The sequence below is a fragment of the Mesorhizobium sp. M1217 genome, from assembly GCF_040318275.1.
Lineage (GTDB): Bacteria > Pseudomonadota > Alphaproteobacteria > Rhizobiales > Rhizobiaceae > Mesorhizobium.
The window spans coordinates 1-23,189 of the sequence record NZ_JAMYMA010000018.1; the positions used below are offsets into that span (position 1 = coordinate 1).

Consider the following 23,189-nt stretch of genomic DNA (forward strand, 5'->3'; position numbering starts at 1 on the left):
CATGATCAGCTCCGCGCCTGTGCCCGTCGCTCAAACCGCCCAACAGGGCAACAATGATCGCCGGAGCGAACTCAGGATTGGATAAAACTTGGGGGCAACGTCAACCGGAACCCGCCCGCCGGCTCGGCGCGTGATCAGGTCAGCGATAGTGTCGCCCTCGGGTGCGTCCATAGGCTTTGCCTCGAGAACGCTCGTCAGCGACGCGTGGAGGTAGTCCACACCTTCATCGATAAGACATTCAATCAGCTCGTACGTGTTAGCGATACGCAAGCCACCTGACTCAGGTTCCTCGGGTGACACCCGGTAGCCTACGAGGAAGGGGCGGTTCGCATGTGCCGCGACCACTCGCTTTAGCTCACGCACTACGGCGATGGGGAAACGCATCCGATTTTCGAGCGCGCCGCCCCAGTCATCGCAACGCTGATTGTAGAGGGAAGAAGTTCTGGATCAGGAATCCGTGAGCACCATGCAGTTCGATGCCATCGAAGCCTGCCTCAATGGCCCGTCGTGTCGCCTCGCCAAAGGCGGTAATGATCGCGAGGATTTCGTCATTCGTCAGCGCACGTGTCTTCACGCCGCCCGGATTGAAGGGGCCGGGCGGAACTTCGAGCGCACTGGCGCTAACGACCTCGCCGCCGGGAATAAGTGCCGGCACGGCCTTGTTCCCGGCGTGGAAGATTTGCAGGACGGCCAAGGCCCCGCCGCTTTTGGTCGCTGACGCCAGCCGAGAGAGGCTTGGGATGAAACGGTCGTCGTAGGAGGCGAATTCGCCCGCAAAGCCGATGCCGTCGGGCAACACATGGGTGCAGCCGGTGAGCACAAGTCCGACGCCAGTCGCCCGACGCCGGTAGTAGGTGATCTCCGCATCAGAGACCGTTCCGTCGTCGTTGGCCGACCAGGTGGTCATCGGCGCCATGACAATCCTGTTGTCGACGCTTAAGCCGTTCGGAAATTGGAACGGCTGGAAGATCTGTCGTGAGGTGTCCACAGCGTTTCCCTTTCGACGCGCGTTTCGTTGTCTCGGAGGGTGAAATACCGAATAGGAGTCGATACGATTAGCCGTTACAATCCGCATGAAGTTAGAAATGGGATCGATAAATGAGGCGCGGAGATTTCAGCGAGCTGGCAGTCTTCATCGCCGTAGCAGAGGCAGGCAGCTTCACACGCGCCGCAGCAAAGCTCGGCCTATCGCAGTCGGCACTGAGTTACGCTGTTAGGACGCTGGAACAGCGCCTGGGAGTCCGGCTGATCTCACGCACCACACGGAGCCTGTCCGTGACGGTAGCTGGAGAGCGCTTGCTGCGAAGCCTACGACCGGCCTTCGATCACATCGAAAGCGAGATCGCCGCCGTCACCGCCCTGCGCGACAAGCCCAGTGGCCTAATTCGCCTGACGACATTCCGGTATGCAGCCAAATCAGTACTGTGGCCCGTCATCGCCAAACTCCTTCTGGAGTATCCGGATATCGAAGTGGAATTGAGCCTGGACGAGGGCCTGGTTGACATCGTTGCAGGCAGATTCGACGCCGGTATCCGGATCGGTGAGCAGGTCCAGAAGGACATGGTGGCAATAAGGATCGGCCCGGACCTGCGCATGGCGGTAGTCGGATCACCGTCGTATTTTGCAAACCGAAGGGTTCCAAAGACACCGCGCGAACTTGGGGAACACAGAGGCATCAGCTACCGTCAGAAGACCGGCGGCGGGCTCTTTACCTGGGAGTTCGAGAAAGGCGGTGAGGAACTTGAAGTCAGGATGAATGGCCCACTCGTCATCAATGACGGTGAAATGCTCGAAGCTGCGGCCCTTGACGGGCTCGGTTTAGCATACACCTTTGAAAGCCAGGTTGCTCCGTTCATCGCAGACGGTCGCCTTATCCGGGTACTAGAAGACTGGTGCCAACCATTCTCAGGCTATCACCTCTATTACCCCAGCCGACGCCAACACACTGCAGCCTTCGCACTACTTCTCGAGGCACTCCGTCTCAAGGCGTGACAGGGAGCAAAAAACATGCCACTCTAACTTGGCATAGTGTGAGTTATCCTTCCCTCATATGCACAACCTCGCTGGACGTCGACAATCGCGCTGCATGGTGGGGCGGGGAAGGGCCCGTGTCCCTTCGTCCAACAACGTCCTCGCCGGACAACTACCCACATTTGCTTGCTATCATCCGTTGCCCGGAGGTTGGGGCGGACCAAAGTGAAACTCGCAAATCTCTGATTTCACCTGGAAATTTGATCCAAGCGCGACCGGTCGTGATCCACAATGACCGTAGGGTGGCGAGCGGGATCGTTATGCGCCACCCGTCGCCACTCCATATCTACTTAACGGGAAAATTGCGATACGAAGTTAGTGAGGGCGGTTTCTGGGGTGCGTAGGGAACTCTATTCGACGAGGTTCCCGATTGCTCATGTTCCTTCCCGTTGAGTCGATTTGTCGCGCGGCACCTAACGGTTTGCTGATTTGCCCATTGGTTTAGGTCGGCCACGGGATAGACGATGGATTTTCCAATCTTCACGAAAGCTGGCCCGACGCGCATTGCTCGCCAGTTGGCCAATGTCCCGGTCGAGATAGCGCCGCGAAAACGTTCGCTCACTTCCTCCGGTGTCAGATACAGTGGTTCCGTCATCTTCTACCTCAAACCAAGTCTCAGTCGGGATGATCGGGTCCGCGAATGGTGAAGACGGAGACGACCTTGCGCTTGGGGCCGACAATGCAATCTTCATTGAGAACATCTGTCGATACCGCGCGTCACGCACCTTTACAGCGACTTCGCCTCAAGACTGAAGGGGCTTCTGACCACGGTAGGACGTCTCGGGCCGTCGGCTAGAAAAAGGCCGGAGGGAAGCGCGATCATTAGTCTGATGCTCCGGGCAGGATCAACCAGCAGGGCCCTCCGAAGGCAGAGGTAACACCGTCGAATCCTGTCGGCGCGCCACCACGCTGGTTACTGCCGAGCCGTCACTATCCGGAAAGAGCACGGAAATTTGACATCGCCCGAATGACGTCGTCGGCGAAACCATCCAACAATGTCTTCAGATCGATGCCGGTTTGAGGCGTCGTCGACGCGGCGCGCCGATGCAATACTAAGGCAAGGGAGATTCGGGGGCGGACGTGACGAAGCCAGCAACGCGCATCGTCGAACTCGAGGACAACGAACTCGAAGAATTCGTCGAGATATCGGTGACCTATATAAAGGGGCATGTCCACGCGCCGAAAAATCAATGCAACAGCGAAGCTGATTGGAGAGTGGGCTTTAACCCCGGCTGCAACGCTTGGATCGTCCGTCAGAGCGAGGGGTATTTTTCTCGAAATACGCGCCCGCCTTCCAACGGAGTTCAGGAAACTGCTCCATATCGAGTCCCGCGTGCTTACCGTGCACCTGTCTGAGGGCGCCCAGAATGATGTGCAGGTGGTATTCGGGATCGTATCCAAAGCAATGCGGAATATCGAAGACCTGCCCGTAATCCCCCGTGAAATCGAGGACATTCTGACGATCTCGACGGCCGAACGGCACCGCTGGCTGAAAGACGGTCGCTTGCAGAGCGCCGGGACGAAAACGGTGAAACTCCGCGGGCGGGCAAGGAACATCACCTTTCACGTGTTCGACCCCCAGTACGTGGAGGATGCGCTTGACCGCGACCTGGCTACGGTCTGGCGCGAACAGGACGCAGCGACAGCTACAGAGAATAGGCGGCGAGCCGCGGGGAAGGCCGCTATGAAACGTGCTCAAAGAAGCGGTCGCGGAACTGCAGCTTCAGCTGGCTATGGCCCCGATGAGAACTCGCACTCCAGTTTGCGCGGCTGGGAAGATTTTGAGAATGACGGACTCCTGCGCTGATAGGCCGGGCGCACAAGCAGGTTAGGACGTTTGCCTGCGCCGTGCGAGATGCGCAAGGAGGGCCGTCAAACGCATCGCGTTCAGGACCCGCTTCGCAGGGACACCGCCCTTGCGCGCCATCTCGACACCCCAATGCATGTGGTCGAGCTCGCGGATCGAATGAGCGTCCGGATTGATGCTGAAGATGCAGCCCTGATCGAGTGCCTTTTGATGCCAACGCCAGTCGAGGTCGAGTCGCCAAGGATGTGCGTTGATTTCGACAGCGACGCCGTGTTTCGCACACGCTTTGAGGACTTTGTCGACGTCGAGATCATAACCGGGTCGGCGCAACAGCTGGCGACCGGTCATGTGCCCGATGATTGTCGTCCGAGGATTTCCGATCGCCTCGATGATACGCTCCGTCTGTTCCTTCTTGGGCAACTTGAAGCGGCTGTGCACGCTCGCGACGACGAAATCGAACAGCTCCAAGATATGATCCGGGTAATCGAGCGTGCCATCCGCCAGGATGTCCGCCTCGATGCCCTTCAGTATGCGAAATTTTCCATTGTATGCCTTGTTCAGCCGGTCAGCTTCGCGGTGCTGTTCAGCAATCTCCTGCAACGAGAGGCCGCCTGCGTAGTGAGCGGACTGCGAATGATCGGCGACACCATAGTATTCGAAACCGCGCTTGCGCGTGGCTTCAGCCATTGCCTCAAGCGTTTCGGTGCCATCGGATGCGGTCGTGTGAGAATGCAGGATGCCATGCAGATCTTCATCCCGAATGAGGGCGGGTAGCTTCTGCTTTGCCGCTCGCTCAATCTCGTCCCTGCCTTCGCGCAATTCAGGCTCGATAAACTGCAAGTCTAGAGCTTGGTAGATTTCTTCTTCTGTCGCTGACGCGATCAGCTTTCTCCCGCGATAAAGCCCGTCGGCGTTTAGGGTGAATCCCTTGTCGGCCGCGAATGTCTTCAGTTGCTCGAGGTGGTCTGCCGAACCGGTTGCTTCCAGCAGGCTCGCGCCAAAGTGCTTCCTGTCCGTGACAACAAGCCTGAGGGTCGTATCCTCGATTCCAGTCGACTTTCTGCCCTCCGCCACCAGGGCGAAATCGGAAACGAGCTCGCAACCGCGCCGGAAGTCGCCTGCAATTTCGACGCGCGAAAACTCTGGATGCTCTTGCTTCACCGATATGACCGCATGTTCGAGAAGGGCGGCGGCCTTGTGCAGGTGAAGTTGCGTTTCGCCGCTTCGCACGATGGCCAGGTTCTGCAGGAGCTTTGTCTGAAGCGCGGCGCCGAGGCCTTTGACTGGGCGTATGCGGTCTTCTCTTGCTGCGGCCTCGAGCTCCGCCAGCGAGTTCACGCCGAGCGCCTGATGAAGCTTCAGTATCTTATCAGGACGAAGCCCGGGTATGGCAAACAGCTCCATCACGCCCGCTGGAACATCCTCGCGCAGCTTCTCAAGGCTCGGGTGCGTGCCGGTTTGGTAAAGCTTGGTCACGATGTCTGCGATTGCGTCACCGATCCCCGGGATCTTGGTGAGGGCGCCGGCGGCGATGATCCGATCAAGCGGCTGCGACAGCGCCGTCAAACTGTCTGCCGCGCGCAAGTATGCCTTTGTGCGATAGGGATTGTCGCCGCGCATAGACGCCCGTTGTGCGTATTCCCTCAAAAGACTGGCGACGGTCCTCGGATTGATTTTTGCCATGGCTTCAGCCAAACGGAGGCCGATCTCCGCAGGTTCCAATCAGGCAAGGCCATGAGCGCCGCGTTGCCCTTTAAATCCCGGCTTTACTGCCTCTTCACGTACGCTACAGATTGGGCAAGGATTGGTCAGCGCGACCCCATCCAGCCAGAGCTTTGGAGGCTGCGCGTTTCTTTAATTCAGGAGCATCGCCCACGTGGAAATGAGAGGGCGCATCTATTGTCTTCATCTCCGCCCACGTGATCGGTGCCGCGACAGGAGCGCCCGGACGTGATCTCGCGCTGTAAGGCATGATCGCGGTCGCCCCGCGCTGATTGCGTAGATAGTCCACAAAGATGCGACCCTTGCGGCGCGCCTTTGACAACACGGCCGTGAAATGGGCCGGATCGCTCCGGGCGACCGCCTGCGCCAGGCGAGACGCGAAGTCCTTCACCTCTGGCCACTCGGCGCCAGGGGTGAGCGGCGCGATGACGTGCACTCCTTTGCCTCCCGTCAGCATCGGGAAAGTCGTAAGTCCCAGCGATTTAAGGATAGCGCGGAACTGAAAGGCAGCGGCGCGGACGGCCTCAAAATCGAGGCCTTCATCGGGGTCGAGGTCGAACACGAGGCGGTCGGCCTTTTCGACATCCTCGATCCGAGCCCCCCATCCATGCAGCTCGATCGTTCCCATCTGGACGCAAGTCATCAGTCCCTCGGCATCGTCCACATAGAGATATGGTTCCTCGTGCCCGTCCTTCTCCGTGATGCCGACGTGGTGGACTTTGTCGCCAAAGCTGCCGGCGTCGTGTTTTTGGAAGAAGCACTTCTTCGCGCGGCCCTGGGGGCATCGAACCAGACTGATCGGCCGGCTGCCAACCCAAGGAAGCATGATCGCCGCGACCGCTGCGTAATGATCGGCGAGCTGTCCCTTGGTGATGTTGGACTCCGGATAGATGACGCGGTCACGGTTACTTATCGCGATGGCGGTTGTCGCGGACGCGGCGAGATCAGCTGCATGACGTTCCGTCTCGAGCACGACCGCCTCCGGCTTCTTGTCTTCGCGGAGACCAAGATAGCTCGGATGTCGTAACGTCCCTTCATTTGTCATTTCGGTGAAGGCAATCTCAGCGACCAGTTTCGGACGGAGCCATTGTGCGCCGCGCACTTCGGCGCGTGGTGCGTCCACGGTCGCGGCCTTCTGCTCAAGCGGCGCCATGATCTTCAAGAGGCGAAGAAGTTCAGCGGTATCGAAGCCGGTGCCGACTTTCCCTGCGTAACGCAGCTTGCCGCCGGCATGAACGCCAAGGATCAAGGACCGAAACGCGCGGACCTTGTCGGACGGCGTCCAGCCGACAATCACAAATTCCTGCCGCCTGATGCATTTGATCTTCAGCCAGCTTGCGCCGCGGGCCGCCACATAACTCGAACTCGCGAGCTTTGAGATGACGCCCTCAAGGCCGGCTGCGCAGAAGCGATCGAGCAGCTCTTCTCCGCGGCCGAGGATATGGTCGGAGTAACGAAGGCCCGGATTTTTCGCAGGCAAGATCGCCTCCAGCTTCGTCTTGCGCTCAAGAAGAGGAAGCCTTGTCAGATCTTCGCCGTCGAGCTGCAGCAGATCGAACGCATAAAAGTCGATAGTCGCCGGAGCACCCTTCAATGCATTCTGAAGCGCCTGGAAGTTAGATCTTCCTTCCGCATCGACAACCACGGCCTCGCCGTCAATCAGGGCGGAGCGCACCTTGAGCTTGCGAGCCTCGGAGAGGATCGAGGGAAAACGGCTAGACCAGTCCAGACCAGATCGTGTGTAGGCTCGCGCCTCGCCACCGCCGACGGCAACGAGAATACGATAGCCGTCGTACTTCATCTCATGGATCCAACGATCGCCGGCAGGGACCGTGTCCACGAGCGTTGCGAGCTGGACCGGCCGGAAAGCGGGCGGCGCTAACGTGACCTCGCCACGAGCGGGCGACTTCGCTTGACTGGCGCTCGACCCATTGATTGCCTTATGCGACGTTGGCTTGACCACTCTGACCTAAACCATACTCAGAGACGAAATAGCGTTATCCGCGTCCAACGCGCGACTACTTCTTTAGTTTCGCTGCAGGCCGTATTGAGCTTTTCGCGATCATTGCCGACCCGCTTGATTAGCGCCCACCGCACCCGTGGGCGCCTAAGTCATTCCGAAACTAGACGAACATCATGACGATGATCGCGCCGATGACGATCAGCACAAGGCCGCCGATCAGCATCGGCAACAGACTGCTGTCCGGCTCGATACCAGACTCAAACTGCTTTGTTATCGCCTTATCGTTCTTCTTTGGTTCAACCATGGCTCGTCTCCGTGCGAGAAAAATCGGCATGCGTCCGGTAAAAGGGGCAACGCCTGCGTAGGTGACTGTGGCGGCTGTCTGCTCCGTCCTCCAATCGATCCGGCGACGAGATGGTGCGGCTCTTGATCCTTCGCGGCGCAACATTTTGTCTCCGATCGTAAAGAGATGTCGACTTACTCGCCGCTTTGCGCCACGCCGGAAACTTGGAGTGGTGACGGCTTGCCGAGGAAATCCTGAGGCCTCAGCGTGACGTCGGCCAGCGTGTAGCGGTCAAGGGTGCTCTGGAAGGAGGCGATCGCTTCGCCAAACATGCTTGAAAGCTTGCAGGAGCCGGTGAGCACACATTGGTTTCCCGTGGCGAAGCACTCCACAACCGCGAAATCCGGCTCGGTCAGCCGTATGACATCGCCGATTCGGATCATCTCGGGCCGGAGCCCCAGAACAAGACCGCCGGAACGGCCGCGGACCGCCTTCAGGTAGCCGCCGCGTGTCAGGGTATTGGCGACTTTGTTGAGGTGTGTCTTCGACACCTTGAAGGTGCGAGCAGTCTCCTCGATCGTGATCAGGCGATCGCCGGCGGAGGCCGCGTACATCAGCATCCTCAAAGCATAGTCCGAGAAGTTGGTCAGCCTCACCGGTGGTTCCTCTCTTGGGTTGGCGAGCTGTTACGGGAACCACTAACAAACCAACTCGGCATTACAGGTCTTTCTCGGCAATAGGTTCGACGCCAATCGTAGTCTCGCCACGGCTGAAGGCGACCGCGAGACGGAAACTGTGAGCGATGCGCAACGCGCGCTCCATAAAGAGCGCTGCCAGCTCGGGCGGGCAAATGCGGCGTACCGTTGCGCGAAATAACTTTAACCAGCGACGGAAATGCGCCTCGCCGAGACCGGCTATGGCCAGGTGTGGCGGTAGTGGCCGGCCTTCATATCGCGAAGTCCGAAGTAGCGTCGCAGACCAGAAGTCGCACATCTTCGCCAGATGCTGCGGCCACTTGTCGGGCTCAATCCGGTCGTGGAAAATGGGGCCGAGAATGTCATCACGACGAATTTCGTCATAAAAACCGTGGACCACGCCGCGGATCATTGTCTCGTCGAGCACGTCCGGCAATAGGACGCCGTCGACGACGATAGTTCTCCTACTCCGACCTTTCTCACTCATCTTCACGCTCCGGTTTTTCCCCAATGCGAGCGGGCTCAAGCCTTGGGTTCGCTCCTTGATGGATGCGACATAAAAGATATATTGTCAATCTATGTTTATGGCGCGACAAAGCACACATGAAGTGGGAATCCGAAGCTGAAGCGGATCTGCCTGGCCCAATCCGCTGGTGACGAGCCTCTTAGTTGACCGTGGTTCGTGCCGCGCCACTGGATTCTAAGGCATTGCTGAACTGCTTAGGTATCACGATGCCAGGCCCGACGCGGCAAGTATGCGCCGGAAGCGGCTCAGTTTCGAGAATCGCCAACGCCTCATCGGACGACTGTGCCTGTCGGAGTCGCTCCCGAACTTGAGATGTCCGAAGCACCCGGCATATTTGCGAAAGGGCAGGGAGGAAGGCGGAAGTGGCAGAGCGCGGCCAGAGTACAGTGTAAATGAGATCGACGGGGTCGTCGTCGGGGCCGTCGAAATCGATAGGCTGGGCCAAGCGTGTCAAAGATGCGACGGGCGAAGAGATCATACCCAGTAGAACGTGGGGGATTGCGACGCCACGACCTATGCCCGTCGAGCCGAAATCCTCGCGGTCGAAGAGACCACGGAGAACCACCTGCTCGTCAAGCCCGGCTCTTCGCGCAATCCTGATCGCGATCTTTGATAAGGCTGATTGCTTTCCCTTTGTCGCAAGGTCAAGCGAAATGTCTTCCTCTGACAAGACGGGGGAGATCATCCGGGTCAACTCCAAGTCGATCCAAACGCGATCACAAATCAGCGTTCAGCCGCACTGGTTAAGCAGGGCAGATGAGGTGTGGAGATGCTGGCTGTCCCGGACGCGGAGCCAAGGCTTTCTCGCGTCCGGGCTAATGACCCGTTTTGAGGAGTCTCGGCTGCCGGAAATCGAGGTGGAAAATATTCATAGCCATTCAGAGGTAGTGAAAGATTTTCCTAAATCAAGCAAACAGGTGCGCACCTGCATAGCAGAAATAATGCACTGAAATGCCAGTTAATTTCGTTTGACGATCAGAACAGTCTCCTGCTTGCTGGCTGGACGCGAACAGGCCGCGCCAGCAAGTGAAAATCGGATTCTTTGAGTCCAGATCTTCTGGCCATCGCGTTTTTTAGTTCAACAAGGAGATACCGTGATGAAAAAACTCGTCCTCGCAGTTGCCCTGACAGTGGGCAGTTCGCTTTGCGCCATGGCGGCGGATGAGGTCACCAAAGCTCCGCCAGCTGCTCCGTACGAACAGGTCAGCAAGCTTGTAAAGCTGCCGGACTTCCTGCCGGGCATGGGCCAACTTTTCGTTGATCCGACGACTTTGCCTGCCGGACCATTCCTTGCCTATGACCACGATGGCAAGCTTGTCAGCACGATTTATATGCTGCCGACCAAAGAGCTCAATCCAGACAAGCGTTTTGACGATCTCGCTTCACCCGGCGGCAATGTCGACCATGTCGATGTCTACTACAATGCCGGCCATCCGGGGGTCGAGGAGCCGCATGTCCACGTCGTGCTGTGGCATGTCTCGGCCGCTGACGAGGCCCAGGTCGCCAAATGACACTCACGCGCCGTGAGATACTAAGTGCGGGCGGGGGCCTTGCCGCCGCCCTCTCGCTCTCTTCTGTGGCAGTATGGGCCGGCGAGGCGATCGAAATCCGGATGCAAGGGCGCGACGACGGTTCACACGTCTGGTTCGACCCGATAGGCATTCTGATCAAACCAGGACAGACGATCCGCTGGACCAATGTCAATCCCGGCAATTCGCATACGACGACGGCGTACAATCCCAAAAACTTCGAGCGGCCGCTTCGGATGCCCAAGGCGGCAAAATCTTGGGATTCTGACTATCTCCTGCCCAACGAGAGCTTTTCGGTTACCTTCACCGAGCAGGGGGTCTACGACTATTATTGTATCCCGCATGAGCATGCCGGAATGGTCGGCCGCATTATCGTCAGCGAACCAGAGGCACATGGCTGGGCTGAAATGGTTGGAGCAAATGGCGACCTACCGGAGGAGGCCCTCAAGGCATTCCCGACTGTCGAAGACATCATGACGAAACGGGTCGTCCGGCGCGCTTAGATCATGCGCATGAAAGGCACGGCCCTCGCAACAAGTGGAACCTAATACGACGATACCAGTGGGAGCGCGAGTTTCTTGGGTGTCGTGAGTGAGGGGGACTTTCATGACAGGCTGCGTGTTTGCGTGTGAAACTCAACCATCATCTCAGGCCGGACGCGACGCGCGGACCCAAGTGCCGGACGCACCTCTCGATGCCCGAACTGCTGCCGAGCAACGCGAGCGTGCGACGCACCGGCTTGCCGCCTTGGGCGGGATGACGGGCGGTATTGCCCATGACTTCAGAAACCTCCTGGCAGTAATAGAATCCGGGCTCGGGCTCGCTGAACGAAGAGCCGACGAGCCCGAAAGGGTTCGTGCCTACATTGCGGCCGCGCGAGAAGGAATCGATCGAGGGATCGAGCTAACGTCACTGCTATTGGCCTTCGCAAAGCATCAGAAAGTCGAAATCCACGCCGGCAATTTGAATGAGTTCCTCACATCTTTCGAGCCTTTCCTGAGGTATGGCGCGGGAGCCGATATCCGGGTCAAGCTGGAGCTTGGTTCCGGTGTCCCAGACTGTTTGATCGATCCCGCACTTTTCGACACCGCAGTGCTTAATCTCGTCATGAACGCACGAGATGCGATGCCAAGTGGCGGGGAGATCCGCATCATCACCGAGCGTTTGGTGCAGACGACCGCGAAACCTGACCCGCCCGGACCTGGAACCTACGCATGCGTTCGCGTCAAAGACCACGGTTGCGGAATGGCTCCTGAAGTCTTGCGGAAGGTGTTCGATCCATTCTTCACGACGAAGGGTGAGAAGGGTACCGGGATAGGGATGCCACAAGTGCAGGCACTGACCCAGATGGTTGGTGGTCGGATCCGGATAACGAGTGAACGAGGGATTGGAACAACGGTCGACCTTCTGTTCCCGTCAGTCCAGTCGGATATTTAGACGCACAACTAGAACTCTCAGAATTTGATGTCGCCGCTTGCGACGGAATGCAATCCCGTCAGCGCTGGACCAACTACACTCTCGTCCGCACTTGCCGATTGCACCGCATAGACCGGATAGGAGAACTGCGGCATCTCAGGCACAAGATGCAGCCGGCCAGCCGCAATGTGAGGCTGCACTGAACTCATTCTGAAATATCCGGAGCCGCCAGTCGCAAGAACATAGTTCAGAGCGAGCGGACCGAGATCGAAAGAAATATCCGGCGCGGCACTCGGGAAATTCATGCCGTGGTGAAGTCCAAAATCCGGCCCCCAATCCATATAAACATAATCGGATTCGTCCAGCACGCGCGCTTCGGAATTGGTAGTCACAAGGACGAGCTTTTCCTCCAGAAGCAGATCGATCTTCAAACCCGGTCTGTGCGGGGGCGCGTACATGATAGCTAAGTCGACCATTCCCGACGCGACCTGATTGATCAAATCCTGCGGCACATCCACGTGTACTCGAAGCGCAATATCCTCAAGCGAGCCGCGCATCCATCGGACCCAATCAAGCAGCAGAGGTTGCGCAAGGCTGACTTCGCTGCCGACCGTCAGAACAGCCCGGCGTCCCGGCGGCACGGCAACCTGGTGAAGGGTGCGTTGCCACAGTTGGACGAACATCGGGGCGTGGCGCAGAAATTGCTCGCCGGCCGGGGTCAGCGAAGCTCCGCCTTTGTGGCGGACAAAAAGCGCCCGGCCCAGTTGCTGCTCGAGGTTGCGGATTCGTGCGCTTACCGTCGTCTGCGCAACATTCAGGCGCTCCGAGGCCCGAATGAAACTTCCGGTCGATACGATCTCGATAAAAGTGCGGGCGAGCTCAATATCCATAAGCGAAATAGCATAAAAATTGCGTTTAAATGTCAATCAATTTCGTTTGCTAGATAGCTATCGCCAGCACTAGGCTCGAAGAATTCCACCAAGCCTAGCGCTGGATGCTGCGCAGCGCCGGTTGGAGCGGGCGCAAGCTCTCTCCATCCTCACACATCGTTTTGCCTGCAGCGTCACAGGAGAAATCATGTCGACGAGAGAAAAGAGCCAAGGCGATGTGGGGCGTCGCGACTTTCTGAAGCTGTTCGGAGCGGCTGGCGCGGCCGCGAGTACACTACCGCTTGGAGGATCCGCATCGGCGGACGAAATGGTGGCCGCGACGGCCGATACAAAACATCATCGCGGGACCGCCGCCACCGAACCTCATGCTGGAGGCTCTGGCTATGAATTCTTCAATGTCGACGAATCCGCCTTCATCGAGGCGGCGATCGACACGCTCATTCCCAGCGATTCAACCGGCCCTGGCGCCAAGGAACTCGGCGTTGCGATCTACATCGATCGGCAAATGGCCGGCGGATACGGCAATGGCGACCGGCTGTATCTGGAAGGGCCGTTTGGCGAGGGCACGCCAGAACAAGGCTATCAATTGCCGATGACGCCATCGGAATTGATCCGGGCCGGCATCGCCGACGTCAGTGCCTATGTGCAGAAAAACCACAAGAGCACCTTCGACGGCCTTTCGGCAAAAGATCGTGCCGAGGTCATGTCCGAACTCGACGGCAAGAAGGTCGAGCTCCCAACAGTGCCGACCGCGACCTTCTTCGGGCTTCTGCTGCAGCTCACGATCGAGGGTTATTTCGCCGATCCGATGTATGGCGGAAACAAGGACAGGGCGGCCTGGAAGATGATCGGGTTCCCAGGCGCCGACGCCATGTACATGGACAAGATCGAACCGTTTCGGAACAAGGCCTATACGGCTCAACCGAAGGGCATCCAAGATCTCGTTTAATCGACTGAAGAAGAAGGAAACTATAACATGGCCACCAAACTCAACGCGGTCGATGTCCTGATTGTCGGTCTTGGCTGGACAGGCGGCATCATTGCCAAGGAGCTCGCGTCGACCAAGCTGAAAATCGTCGCCCTTGAGCGGGGAGGCCCGCGCGACACCAATCCGGACTTTATCGACCCGCAGATCCATGACGAACTGCGTTACGCCGCTCGCCACGATCTCATGCAGAACGTGCGACGGGAAACCATCACCTTCCGCAACAGCGAATCGCAAACGGCGCTGCCAATGCGACAGCTCGGCTCGTTCCTGCCCGGCCAGGGCGTTGGCGGCGCCGGCGTCCACTGGAACGGCGTCACCTGGCGCTGGCTCGAATGGGATCATCAGGCGCGCACCCGGACGATCGAAAAATACGGTGAGAAGATCATCCCTTCGGACATGCACCTGCAGGACTGGCCAATCACCTATGACGATCTCGAGCCCTATTACGACAAGTTCGAGAAGACCTGCGGCACCTCCGGCAAGGCCGGCAATATTAACGGTCGGAAGATCGACGGCGGCAATATCTTCGAGGGATCGCGCAAGGACGAGTACCCCAATCCGCCGATGATTGCCGCACAGAGCATGGTGATGTTCGAGAAGGCGGCCCGCAATCTCGGGTACCATCCGTTCCCCAACCCTTCGTCTAATGCGTCGCGCGATTACGTCAATCCTGATGGCGTGGCCTTCGGCCAATGTCACTATTGTGGCTTCTGCGAACGTTTCGGCTGCGAGGCGAATGCCAAGGCGAGCCCGCATTTCACCGTCATTCCGCTGGCGCTGAAGAACCCGAATTTCGAGCTGCGCACCAACTCCATCGTGCTGAAGGTCAATCTCGACTCGACCCGCAACAAGGCGGTCAGCGTCACCTATCTCGACGCACGCGGGCGGGAGTTCGAACAGCCTGCCGACCTCATTATCCTGTCGGCCTATGCGCTCGGCAACGTTAACCTGTTGCTGCATTCGGGGATCGGCGTGCCCTATGACCCGACAACGGGAAACGGTGTGGTCGGGCGCAACTATGCCTATCAGTGCGGTGGCGGAGCTACCGCCTTCTTCGACAAGGACACCATCCTGAATCGCTTCATGGGAGCAGGTGCGCTCGGCACCTGCATGGACGATTTCAACGGCGACAACTACGATTTCGACAAGGCCGGCTACATCGGTGGCGGCGGCATCAGCTGCAGCAACTCGGGCGCCCGGCCCATCCAGTCACATCCCACGCCGCGGGGCACGCCGCGCTGGGGCTCCGACTGGAAGGAGGCAGTGGTCGACAATTATGACCACGCGGCCAGCATTGGCAATCAAGGCGCGGTGATGGCCTACCGGCAGAACTATTTGAGCCTCGATCCGACCTACACCGACGTCTTTGGGCGTCCGCTGATGAGGATGACGTTCGACTTCCAGGACAACGAGGTAAAGCAGATGAACGGTCAGGCCGACATCTGCGTGACAATCGCCAAGGAGATGGGTGCGACCAAGGTCGATCGGAGCATTCCCCCCGTGCCTTATTCGATCGTGCCTTATCAGAGCACGCACAACACAGGCGGGGCAGTTTTCGGAGCTGGCCCAAGCACCAGCGTTCTGAACAAATATCTTCAGGTCTGGGATGTTCCAAACGTGTTCGTCACCGGCGCCTGTGTGTTTCCTCAGAACGCCGGGAAGAACCCGACCGGACCGGTAGGTGCTCTTGCCTACTGGGCGGTGGACGCGATCAAGAACCAATATCTGAAGAACCCCGGCCCACTGGTTTCCTCCTGAGGCAACGTCTGCCGGATCCGTATCCGCGGTTCGGATCCGGCAGACTGGGTTGTGTTTCGAATCCCGATATTGCCAGAGGCAGACTTGGCGGAAACCAAGCCGCCGCTCATTGAAGGCAGCAAACATGAAATCGACCATGCTTGGATTGGCGACCGCGATTCTCACTGCAGTCGGTTCGGCCCATGCGCAGGAATCATCCCCCGGCAACGCCGAAGCCGGTGCCGTCGTCTTCAGGAGGTGCATGGCCTGCCACAAGGTCGGCCCTGACGCACAAAACGGGGTAGGTCCGGTTTTGAACGGCGTCGTCGGCCGATCGGCCGGTGAGTATCCCGATTACAGCTATTCCTCGGCGAACAAGAATTCGGGTCTGATCTGGGATGAACCGACGCTGACGACCTATCTGCGAGCGCCGCGCAAACTGGTGCCCGGCACGAAGATGGCGTTCTCCGGTCTCAGCAAGGACCAGGAAATCGCCGACGTCATCGCCTACCTGAAACAGTTCAACGCTCAGGGTCAGAACGTCGGCCCCTGAGGCGCGACCTGTCACGGGCTGCAAAGCACAACCTGTATGAAGTTCCTTCTGCACCAAGGCCTGGGGTATTCCACGGTTCATCAGATCGGCAGCTACCTGCGTAGCCGCGGCGCCGGCCATCACTGGATCGAGCGATATCGCGGCGACATCTTCGTATTCGTGTCGGATGCGGTCGACGAAGAAATCCTGAGAAGCAAATTCGCCAGCCTTCTCGATGCTGTCAACGACATAGATACGGACGGGACTCGACCTCGATGAGCGAAAAAAATTTCGACGAGAGAGTAAAATTGAAACGGGCATATGAGAGCCCTGCCGCCGACGATGGCAAGCGAGTGTTGGTTGACCGGCTTTGGCCGCGCGGGGTCAAGAGGACCGAGGCCGCCATCGACTATTGGATGAAGGAACTCGCGCCTAGCACCGAGCTTCGGAAATGGTTCGGACACGATCCAGCACGCTGGGAGGAATTCCGCCAGCGATATGCGGCGGAAATCCATGAGCATCGCGATGTGCTCGACCGACTACGCGATCTGATACGGCAAGGCGCCGTCACACTCGTCTACGCGGCTCATGACGAGGCTCATAACGATGCCGTCGTCCTTAGAGAGGTTTTGCTGAGACATCGATGAAAACGGCGCGCCCCTCCTCCACTGCTAAAGACACTGGCTTGCGGTCTCGACAGCGACAACAAACCCGTTTCTCCGGAACCAAACCAAGGAAAATCCATCCAATCATCGATGGGCGCGTTCAGTTGAGGAGAAGAACAATGAAATTCTTTGTCGATACAGCCGACATTTCTGAAATTCGCGAGCTTGCCGCCGCTGGCATTCTCGACGGGGTGACCACAAACCCGTCCCTTATCGCAAAGACCGGCCGACCGATCAGGGATGTGATAAAAGAGATTTGCCAGACAATTGAGGGCCCAGTTTCGGCAGAGGTCACCGCGACCGGCTTCGACGGCATGATCGCCGAGGGAGAGCGTTTGGCCGGCATTGCCGGCAATGTGGCCGTCAAGGTGCCGTCGACCTGGGATGGATTCAGGGCTTGCCGGGCGCTCAGTCAGGTCGGGCACAAAGTCAATGTCACCCTGTGCTTTTCAGCCAACCAGGCACTGCTCGCAGCCAAGGCAGGCGCGACCTTCATTTCGCCGTTCGTCGGCAGGCTCGACGATCTCGGTCTGGACGGCATGGAAGTGATCCGAGAAATCCGCACGATATACGACAACGACAAATCCTTCACCACGGAAATCCTGGCGTCCTCGATTCGCACGCCTCTCCATGTCAAACAGGCGGCGATCGCAGGCGCCGATATCGCAACCGTACCACCAGCGGTACTCAGAAACCTCGCCAAACACCCACTCACCGACAAGGGCCTCGAGTCCTTTCTCGCCGACTGGGGTAAGACGGGGCAAGCGATTCTGTAATTGCCCGCAGTTGAATGGCTGAGGAAGCAACCATAAAAATTGCACTCATTTACCGATTAAATTCGTTTGCATGATACCGGAGACGGCGGGAAACTGCAGTGTGAAAACCACTCGGCCCATTGCGTCACGTGATCGGAACGTTTGGCGCAAGTGCGCTGAGAATCTGAAGGCGCACTAGCCAGGCAGAACGTATCCCAGTGGGGATTGTCGCTTCGCCGTACGAGCGATTTTCACATCAGATCGCCAAGGAGAAGACGATGGCTGAAGGCCATACCAAATTAAACGGGCCGGATCTGGTCCAGGGGATTGCGTTCTCGGATCTTCCCGATGGCGGAAAGCTCGTCGGCCGTTGCGGCGACGAACAGGTGCTACTGGTGCGCCGCGGGGCCGAGGTCTTCGCGATCGGGGCGACTTGCACGCATTACGGCGGGCCGCTTGGCGATGGTCTTGTGGTGGACGATACCGTCCGCTGTCCTTGGCATCACGCGTGCTTCGATTTGCGTACAGGCGAGGCCTTGCGAGCGCCTGCCTTCAATCCACTCGCGTGCTGGTCGGTGCAACAGCGAGATGGCCGGATATTTGTCGGCGAGAAACTCAAACGGACGGCACCGAAGCCGCGCGACGGAAGCGCTGGCCAGGCCCCCGAGAAAATCGTGATTGTCGGTGGCGGCGCGGCTGGTTTTGCTGCGGCCGAAACACTGCGGCGCGAGCAGTACCAGGGCAGCATCGTCGTGATCAGCGATGACCAGGCACCGCCCGTCGACCGGCCGAACCTCTCCAAGGACTACCTCGCCGGAAAGGCACCGGAGGATTGGATTCCACTCCGCGGGGGGAAGTTCTATTCAAAAAACAACATCGACCTGCGTCTCGATACGAAGGCCGTTCATATGGACCTGCATTCCCGCGAGGTTGTCCTCGCGGATGAAGGCAGGATTCCTTACGACAGGCTACTCCTTGCAACCGGAGCCGAACCGGTGCGCTTGACCATACCCGGCGCCGACCAGTCACACGTACACACGCTGCGCTCGTTCGCAGATTCCAAGGCAATTATCGAGCGAGCCACGACTGCGCGACGCGCCGTCGTCCTTGGCGCCAGTTTCATTGGCCTGGAAGTTGCCGCGGCCCTGCGCTCGCGCGATATCGACGTTCATGTCGTGGCGCCAGATAAGCGACCCATGGACCGGGTCCTGGGTCCGCAAATGGGCGACTTCATCCGCGCCCTCCATGAGGAGAACGGCATTGTTTTCCATCTCGAGGACACCGCGAGCAGCATCGACGGGAGCAAGGTGAAACTCGACAGTGGCGATACGTTGGCGGCGGATTTCGTCGTCGTCGGCATCGGCGTGCGGCCGCGGACAGGGCTTGCCGAAACGGCGGGGCTTATCCTTGACCGCGGGGTCGTCGTGAACGCCTTTTTGGAGACGAGCGCACCAGGGATATTCGCGGCCGGCGACATTGCGCGGTGGCCAGATCCTCGCAGTGGCGAGAACATTCGGGTCGAGCATTGGGTGGTTGCCGAGAGGCAGGGGCGAACCGCGGCGCTCAACATGCTCGGCCATCGTGAGAAATTCGAGGCCGTGCCGTTCTTCTGGAGCCAGCATTACGATGTTCCCATCAACTATGTCGGCCATGCCGCGCAATGGGACGAGATCGTGGTCGATGGAGACATCATTGCCAAGGATTGCCTGCTCCGCTTCAAGCGCGAAGGGCGCACGCTGGCTGTCGCTTCGATCTTCCGCGACATCGAAAGTCTAGAGGCCGAGGTGGAAATGGAGCGCCAAATGGCAACCTAGCAAGCGCTCTCGGGCACCGCGATCCAGAGAAAGCTCAACCAGCATGGCGGAGCGGTGTGTCGTCGTGAACGAAAGGAGTTCGACTTATGTCCACAATGCAACAGGAACTTAACACCAACGGTTTGCGCACGGTTGCGCCCGCTCAGCATTATTCAAAGATCGTCGAGTTCGCAAAGGAAGTTGCCAGGGAAGCGTCCGATGAGACGCCGACCTCGGTTGAGATATTCTCGGACAGCGGCCACTGGTACTGCCGGGTCCGTCGTGGCGATGAAAAGACTCGGCCGATGGGTCCCTATACCAAACAACAGGCTGAGCGGATCCAGGAAGTTCGGAGAATGCTGATCGCCAAAAGAGGTACCGCTCGGATCATGTTCGAGTAGGGCGAGGACCTTGACGATCACGCCGGCCGGCGCACTTCTCACGACAACGATCGTTCGTAATCAGTTTTTTGAAAACTTTGCGAGGCAGACCTCCGGCTTTTGAGGGTTGCCGCATTGCGAAGCCGCGTTTCGCGGCAGGGCGTCTGTTGACGTTTCCCCTTTGCCGAGCCGGCATCATCTCCAATCCATGGAAGGAAAGCCCAATGGGCTACAAGTCAATCGTTCTCAATCTCGACATTGACGGCATGGCCGCTCCTGTTATCAAGCTCGGTGTCGATCTGGCCCACCGCTTCGATGCGCGCCTGATTGGTCTCTCGGCTGCCGACGTTCCGCCGCCTGTTGTAATGGAAGGAGGAGTGGCCTTCGAAGGAGAGAGCATGATGCGCCAGCGGAAGAACATCGAGCGACGAATTGAGGATCTCCGCGCCGAGTTCGAAGGTCTTGCTGGCGCAAAGGTTGATACGGAATGGCGTGGGGCTGTGGGCAATCCGACCCGCTTGCTGATCGACTCGGCGCGCCTGGCCGATCTCATCGTCACAGCGTCGCCCGAGGGCGCCTCGTCTAGCAACGTTCATCGGTCCACAGATCTCGGCAACCTGATCCTTCAGGCGGGTCGACCTGTACTGGTCACCTCGACCAACCAAAATTTCCGGATCAACAAGGTTCTTGTCGGGTGGAAGGACACGCGTGAAGCCAGGCGCGCGGTTACTGATGCCATGCCCTTTTTGCGAATTGCTCAGGAGGTTCGTGTAATCACGATCGACAATGACGCGACCGAAACCTGGAACAGCCTGAACGATGTTGTCGCCTTCCTTTCTTTTCACGGCGTAAAGGCGAAGGCGGAAGTGTTTCCGGAAAATCCGATGGTGGAACAATCTCCGATGTGGCCGACGCGATGCATGCGGATTTGATCATATCCGGCGCCTACGGCCATAGCAGGTTCAGGGAGTGGATCTTTGGCGGCGCTACCCGCTCGCTGCTTGAAAATGATCGACTGAACCGGGTCATGTCGAATTGATCGTGATACGCAACTTAGTGGATGCGCATTGGCAAAAGCTGACAAATCCGTGCAGGCTGCCGGGTTGGCCGCCCGTCAATTGTGACTCGGCTGCCAGGCAGGCTTATCGGAAGAGCACATACTCGTTACTCGCCTTCCGTGGCGATCAACATCCAATTGCGCTTCGTTGACGGGGTGTCACAGGCGAACGTCCATGTATCGATCACCTCAATGACCTGCAGGGGATCGCCGGCGACGATCACATCGTTGGCCGAGCGTGTAACGCTGACCACGTCGGAAACGAAGCGAACGACAATCTCAGCGGTACCATTCTCCTCGATAGCGTCGATGACCTTTGCTTCGCTCGTGCCGATGAACGTCAACTGAAGCATCTCCTCTCGAAGCCGACGTTCGGCGAACGCTCGCTCGAAGGTATCGAGCACTTCCGGCCCGACAAGGCGCTTCAACGTTTGGATCTCGCCGTCCGCATAAGCCCGCAGGATAAGTTCATAGGCTGTCTTGGCACCGGCCAGAAACGCGGCAAGGTCGAAATTCGGGTCGATCTCTCGCATCACATCAAAGGGCGTGCCCGCGGAGGAAGTGTTTTCGATCCTGCCGGTTCGTTGCTCTGCGGGCGCATCTTCCCGCTTGGCCTTGTCGTCGCCCGAGCGCGGCAGAAGTTGGCCCCAACTGCTCAGCAATGCCCAATAAAACGCGATGATCGCCACGAGCAGTATGTGGCTGTTTGGATCTGTGGTCTCGTTCATGACGTTCTCCCGACAAAATGTCGAATTGACTGCCGGCGCCGGTTTGGAACCGGAGACGAATTCTAGACAATGCGCGGCAGCCGTTCCCATTGATGGAAGGGCGGCGGGGACGGCAGCTGCCATTCGAGCGTGGTCGCTCCTTCGCCCCATGGATTGGGGCCGGCCTCGCGCTTTCGAGCGAATGCCTCGGCGACCGTAATGAGGAAGACGATAAATCCTGCGGCGGAAATGTAGGACCCGATCGACGAAATGAAGTTCCAGCCGGCGAAGGCGTCCGGATAGTCCGCGTAGCGGCGTGGCATGCCCGCCATGCCAAGGAAATGCTGTGGGAAGAAGACGAGGTTGACGCCGACGAACATCAGCCAGAAATGCAGCTTGCCCAGCGTCTCGCTGTACATGTAGCCGGTCATCTTCGGAAACCAGTAGTAGAAGCCGGCGAAGATGGCAAAGGCCGCACCCAAAGACAGCACATAATGGAAGTGCGCCACAACGTAGTAGGTGTCGTGCAGCACGCGATCGAGGCCGGGGCTGGCGACCACGATGCCGGTCACGCCGCCAATGGTGAAGAGCAGGACGAAGCCGAGAGCCCAGAGCATCGGCGTCTTGAACTCCATCGATCCTCCCCACATGGTCGCCAGCCACGAAAACACCTTCACGCCGGTAGGTACGGCGATGACCATCGAGGCGAAGGCGAAGTAACGCTGGGTGTCCGCGGACAGACCGGTCGTATACATATGATGCACCCAGACGACGAAACCGATCGCGCTGATTGCCACCATCGCATAGGCCATGCCGAGATAGCCGAAGATCGGTTTCTTGGCGAAGGTCGAGATGACATGGCTGATGATGCCGAACCCGGGAAGGATCATGATGTAGACTTCTGGATGGCCGAAGAACCAGAACAGATGCTGGTAGAGGATCGGATCGCCGCCGCCGGACGGCGCGAAAAAGGTCGTCCCGAAGTTGCGGTCGGTCAAAAGCATGGTGACCGCGCCGGCGAGCACCGGCAGCGACATGAGAAGCATGAAGGCGGTGACCAGCATCGACCAGGCGAACAGAGGCATCTTATGCATCGTCATGCCGGGTGCGCGCATGTTGAAGATGGTGGTGATGAAGTTGATGGCGCCGAGGATCGAGGAGGCGCCCGAAAGGTGGATCGACAGTATGACGAGGTCAACCGCGGGCCCCGGCTGGCCGTCCGTCGAATAGGGCGGGTAGAGTGTCCACCCGCCGCCATGGCCGAGCGCACCTGGTGCTCCCGGAACAAACATCGAGGTGATAAAGAGGACAAACGACATCACCAGCAGCCAGAACGAAATGTTGTTCATGCGCGGAAAGGCCATATCGGGCGCGCCGATCATGATCGGCACCATCCAATTGCCGAAGCCGCCGATCAGCGCCGGCATGATGACGAAGAAGATCATGACCAGCCCGTGCGCGCTGACGACGACGTTGTAGACACCCGGATCGCCAAATATCTGCAAACCTGGTTCCTGCAACTCCATGCGGATCAACACGGAGAGCGCGGTGGCGAGAATCCCTGCCGTGATCGAGAACAGCAGATAGAGCGTCCCGATGTCCTTGTGGTTGGTCGAAAAAAACCACCTGACCAGAAACCGAGGCTTGTGATCGTCCAAGACTGTGGCTGGATTAGACATGATGTGCTTCCTGCTCTTCACTGCTGCAGGTCGA

Annotated in this window: 24 protein-coding genes and 1 pseudogene; 14 read left to right on the forward strand and 11 right to left on the reverse strand. The window is 58.5% G+C overall.

Annotation, left to right across the window (positions count from 1 at the left end; translation table 11 throughout):
• Positions 1–93 precede the first annotated feature (93 nt).
• Positions 94–988, reverse strand: a pseudogene (locus tag NKH37_RS25815) (NADH-dependent flavin oxidoreductase); the annotation flags it as partial.
• A 110-nt stretch (positions 989–1,098) separates the two neighbouring features.
• Here NKH37_RS25815 and NKH37_RS25820 point away from each other — a divergent pair.
• On the forward strand, positions 1,099–1,992 hold the full coding sequence (locus NKH37_RS25820; RefSeq protein ID WP_353041697.1) for a LysR family transcriptional regulator: 894 nt from the start codon (positions 1,099–1,101) through the stop codon (positions 1,990–1,992).
• 969 nt (positions 1,993–2,961) lie between these two features.
• Here the strand turns inward: NKH37_RS25820 and NKH37_RS25830 are convergent.
• Entirely contained in the window at positions 2,962–3,201 is a 240-nt protein-coding gene (locus NKH37_RS25830; RefSeq protein WP_353011161.1) for a hypothetical protein, read from the reverse strand.
• Between NKH37_RS25830 and NKH37_RS25835 the strand changes: the two genes are divergently transcribed.
• On the forward strand, positions 3,200–3,838 hold the full coding sequence (locus NKH37_RS25835; RefSeq protein WP_353011159.1) for a hypothetical protein: 639 nt from the start codon (positions 3,200–3,202) through the stop codon (positions 3,836–3,838). The two genes, NKH37_RS25830 and NKH37_RS25835, sit on opposite strands and share 2 nt — an antisense overlap.
• A 21-nt stretch (positions 3,839–3,859) precedes the next feature.
• Here NKH37_RS25835 and NKH37_RS25840 read toward each other — a convergent pair whose 3' ends face one another.
• The 6 genes from NKH37_RS25840 to NKH37_RS25865 all read right to left on the reverse strand — a co-directional run bounded on the left by NKH37_RS25840 (position 3,860) and on the right by NKH37_RS25865 (position 9,712).
• Complete coding sequence (locus tag NKH37_RS25840; RefSeq protein ID WP_353041807.1) at positions 3,860–5,521, reverse strand: DNA polymerase/3'-5' exonuclease PolX; 1,662 nt, start codon at positions 5,519–5,521, stop codon at positions 3,860–3,862.
• A gap of 103 nt (positions 5,522–5,624) precedes the next feature.
• A complete protein-coding gene (gene ligD, locus NKH37_RS25845; RefSeq protein WP_353011157.1) occupies positions 5,625–7,523 on the reverse strand; it encodes a DNA ligase D in 1,899 nt (632 codons plus the stop codon).
• A gap of 160 nt (positions 7,524–7,683) precedes the next feature.
• Entirely contained in the window at positions 7,684–7,971 is a 288-nt protein-coding gene (locus tag NKH37_RS25850) for a hypothetical protein (protein WP_352642777.1), read from the reverse strand.
• Between the two features lie 29 nt (positions 7,972–8,000).
• Positions 8,001–8,462 (reverse strand): RrF2 family transcriptional regulator, encoded by a 462-nt coding sequence (locus tag NKH37_RS25855; RefSeq protein WP_352642779.1) that lies wholly within the window; start codon positions 8,460–8,462, stop codon positions 8,001–8,003.
• Positions 8,463–8,523: 61 nt separating this feature from the next.
• Positions 8,524–8,988 carry a group III truncated hemoglobin gene (locus NKH37_RS25860; RefSeq protein ID WP_352642781.1) on the reverse strand — a complete coding sequence of 155 codons (465 nt, stop codon included), beginning with the start codon at positions 8,986–8,988 and terminating at the stop codon, positions 8,524–8,526.
• Positions 8,989–9,166: 178 nt separating this feature from the next.
• Entirely contained in the window at positions 9,167–9,712 is a 546-nt protein-coding gene (locus NKH37_RS25865) for a PTS sugar transporter subunit IIA (protein ID WP_352642783.1), read from the reverse strand.
• A 412-nt stretch (positions 9,713–10,124) separates the two neighbouring features.
• On the opposite strand from NKH37_RS25865, the gene NKH37_RS25870 reads away from it, so the two are divergent.
• The 3 genes from NKH37_RS25870 (at position 10,125) to NKH37_RS25880 (ending at position 11,993) form a co-directional block, all read left to right on the forward strand.
• Complete coding sequence (locus tag NKH37_RS25870; RefSeq protein WP_352594954.1) at positions 10,125–10,538, forward strand: DUF5602 domain-containing protein; 414 nt, start codon at positions 10,125–10,127, stop codon at positions 10,536–10,538.
• A complete protein-coding gene (locus NKH37_RS25875) occupies positions 10,535–11,059 on the forward strand; it encodes a plastocyanin/azurin family copper-binding protein (protein WP_352642785.1) in 525 nt (174 codons plus the stop codon). Before NKH37_RS25870 ends, NKH37_RS25875 begins: the two co-directional genes overlap by 4 nt.
• Before the next feature lie 103 nt (positions 11,060–11,162).
• Complete coding sequence (locus tag NKH37_RS25880; RefSeq protein ID WP_352642787.1) at positions 11,163–11,993, forward strand: ATP-binding protein; 831 nt, start codon at positions 11,163–11,165, stop codon at positions 11,991–11,993.
• Between the two features lie 17 nt (positions 11,994–12,010).
• Here NKH37_RS25880 and NKH37_RS25885 read toward each other — a convergent pair whose 3' ends face one another.
• Positions 12,011–12,898, reverse strand: a complete 888-nt coding sequence (locus NKH37_RS25885) for a LysR family transcriptional regulator (RefSeq protein ID WP_353041699.1) — start codon at positions 12,896–12,898, stop codon at positions 12,011–12,013.
• Positions 12,899–13,049: 151 nt separating this feature from the next.
• Between NKH37_RS25885 and NKH37_RS25890 the strand changes: the two genes are divergently transcribed.
• The 9 genes from NKH37_RS25890 (at position 13,050) to NKH37_RS25930 (ending at position 20,644) form a co-directional block, all read left to right on the forward strand.
• A complete protein-coding gene (locus tag NKH37_RS25890) occupies positions 13,050–13,811 on the forward strand; it encodes a gluconate 2-dehydrogenase subunit 3 family protein (RefSeq protein WP_353041701.1) in 762 nt (253 codons plus the stop codon).
• 27 nt (positions 13,812–13,838) lie between these two features.
• Complete coding sequence (locus tag NKH37_RS25895) at positions 13,839–15,608, forward strand: GMC family oxidoreductase (RefSeq protein WP_353041703.1); 1,770 nt, start codon at positions 13,839–13,841, stop codon at positions 15,606–15,608.
• 124 nt (positions 15,609–15,732) lie between these two features.
• Positions 15,733–16,140 (forward strand): c-type cytochrome, encoded by a 408-nt coding sequence (locus NKH37_RS25900; RefSeq protein WP_353041705.1) that lies wholly within the window; start codon positions 15,733–15,735, stop codon positions 16,138–16,140.
• A 36-nt stretch (positions 16,141–16,176) separates the two neighbouring features.
• Positions 16,177–16,398: a hypothetical protein gene (locus NKH37_RS25905; protein WP_353041707.1), complete on the forward strand. Its 222-nt coding sequence runs from the start codon at positions 16,177–16,179 to the stop codon at positions 16,396–16,398.
• A complete protein-coding gene (locus NKH37_RS25910; RefSeq protein ID WP_353041709.1) occupies positions 16,395–16,766 on the forward strand; it encodes a DUF488 domain-containing protein in 372 nt (123 codons plus the stop codon). The genes NKH37_RS25905 and NKH37_RS25910 overlap by 4 nt, the downstream gene beginning before the upstream one ends.
• A gap of 137 nt (positions 16,767–16,903) precedes the next feature.
• Positions 16,904–17,560 carry a fructose-6-phosphate aldolase gene (gene fsa, locus NKH37_RS25915; protein WP_353041809.1) on the forward strand — a complete coding sequence of 219 codons (657 nt, stop codon included), beginning with the start codon at positions 16,904–16,906 and terminating at the stop codon, positions 17,558–17,560.
• Between the two features lie 257 nt (positions 17,561–17,817).
• A complete protein-coding gene (locus tag NKH37_RS25920; protein WP_353041711.1) occupies positions 17,818–19,353 on the forward strand; it encodes an FAD-dependent oxidoreductase in 1,536 nt (511 codons plus the stop codon).
• 86 nt (positions 19,354–19,439) lie between these two features.
• The gene (locus NKH37_RS25925; protein ID WP_352857741.1) at positions 19,440–19,733 is read left to right on the forward strand and encodes a hypothetical protein; all 294 of its coding nucleotides are present in this window, start codon (positions 19,440–19,442) and stop codon (positions 19,731–19,733) included.
• Between the two features lie 203 nt (positions 19,734–19,936).
• Positions 19,937–20,644, forward strand: coding sequence for a universal stress protein (locus NKH37_RS25930; RefSeq protein WP_353041713.1), 708 nt, complete (start codon positions 19,937–19,939; stop codon positions 20,642–20,644).
• A gap of 232 nt (positions 20,645–20,876) precedes the next feature.
• Here NKH37_RS25930 and NKH37_RS25935 read toward each other — a convergent pair whose 3' ends face one another.
• Both NKH37_RS25935 and ctaD read right to left on the reverse strand, forming a co-directional pair.
• Positions 20,877–21,620 (reverse strand): Tim44/TimA family putative adaptor protein, encoded by a 744-nt coding sequence (locus NKH37_RS25935; RefSeq protein WP_353041715.1) that lies wholly within the window; start codon positions 21,618–21,620, stop codon positions 20,877–20,879.
• Positions 21,560–23,155, reverse strand: coding sequence for a cytochrome c oxidase subunit I (ctaD, locus tag NKH37_RS25940; protein WP_352642807.1), 1,596 nt, complete (start codon positions 23,153–23,155; stop codon positions 21,560–21,562). Before ctaD ends, NKH37_RS25935 begins: the two co-directional genes overlap by 61 nt.
• Positions 23,156–23,189: the final 34 nt, after the last annotated feature.

Coding starts and splice junctions, on each gene's coding strand:
- NKH37_RS25820 (WP_353041697.1), top strand. CDS start 1,099: ATGAGGCGCGGAGATTTCAGCGAGCTGGCAGTCTTCATCGCCGTAGCA.
- NKH37_RS25835 (WP_353011159.1), top strand. CDS start 3,200: ATGTCCACGCGCCGAAAAATCAATGCAACAGCGAAGCTGATTGGAGAG.
- NKH37_RS25830 (WP_353011161.1), bottom strand. CDS start 3,201: ATGCCCCTTTATATAGGTCACCGATATCTCGACGAATTCTTCGAGTTC.
- NKH37_RS25840 (WP_353041807.1), bottom strand. CDS start 5,521: ATGGCAAAAATCAATCCGAGGACCGTCGCCAGTCTTTTGAGGGAATAC.
- NKH37_RS25850 (WP_352642777.1), bottom strand. CDS start 7,971: ATGTTGCGCCGCGAAGGATCAAGAGCCGCACCATCTCGTCGCCGGATC.
- NKH37_RS25860 (WP_352642781.1), bottom strand. CDS start 8,988: ATGAGTGAGAAAGGTCGGAGTAGGAGAACTATCGTCGTCGACGGCGTC.
- NKH37_RS25865 (WP_352642783.1), bottom strand. CDS start 9,712: ATGATCTCCCCCGTCTTGTCAGAGGAAGACATTTCGCTTGACCTTGCG.
- NKH37_RS25870 (WP_352594954.1), top strand. CDS start 10,125: ATGAAAAAACTCGTCCTCGCAGTTGCCCTGACAGTGGGCAGTTCGCTT.
- NKH37_RS25875 (WP_352642785.1), top strand. CDS start 10,535: ATGACACTCACGCGCCGTGAGATACTAAGTGCGGGCGGGGGCCTTGCC.
- NKH37_RS25880 (WP_352642787.1), top strand. CDS start 11,163: ATGACAGGCTGCGTGTTTGCGTGTGAAACTCAACCATCATCTCAGGCC.
- NKH37_RS25890 (WP_353041701.1), top strand. CDS start 13,050: ATGTCGACGAGAGAAAAGAGCCAAGGCGATGTGGGGCGTCGCGACTTT.
- NKH37_RS25895 (WP_353041703.1), top strand. CDS start 13,839: ATGGCCACCAAACTCAACGCGGTCGATGTCCTGATTGTCGGTCTTGGC.
- NKH37_RS25900 (WP_353041705.1), top strand. CDS start 15,733: ATGAAATCGACCATGCTTGGATTGGCGACCGCGATTCTCACTGCAGTC.
- NKH37_RS25905 (WP_353041707.1), top strand. CDS start 16,177: ATGAAGTTCCTTCTGCACCAAGGCCTGGGGTATTCCACGGTTCATCAG.
- NKH37_RS25910 (WP_353041709.1), top strand. CDS start 16,395: ATGAGCGAAAAAAATTTCGACGAGAGAGTAAAATTGAAACGGGCATAT.
- fsa (WP_353041809.1), top strand. CDS start 16,904: ATGAAATTCTTTGTCGATACAGCCGACATTTCTGAAATTCGCGAGCTT.
- NKH37_RS25920 (WP_353041711.1), top strand. CDS start 17,818: ATGGCTGAAGGCCATACCAAATTAAACGGGCCGGATCTGGTCCAGGGG.
- NKH37_RS25925 (WP_352857741.1), top strand. CDS start 19,440: ATGTCCACAATGCAACAGGAACTTAACACCAACGGTTTGCGCACGGTT.
- NKH37_RS25930 (WP_353041713.1), top strand. CDS start 19,937: ATGGGCTACAAGTCAATCGTTCTCAATCTCGACATTGACGGCATGGCC.
- NKH37_RS25935 (WP_353041715.1), bottom strand. CDS start 21,620: ATGGCAGCTGCCGTCCCCGCCGCCCTTCCATCAATGGGAACGGCTGCC.
- ctaD (WP_352642807.1), bottom strand. CDS start 23,155: ATGTCTAATCCAGCCACAGTCTTGGACGATCACAAGCCTCGGTTTCTG.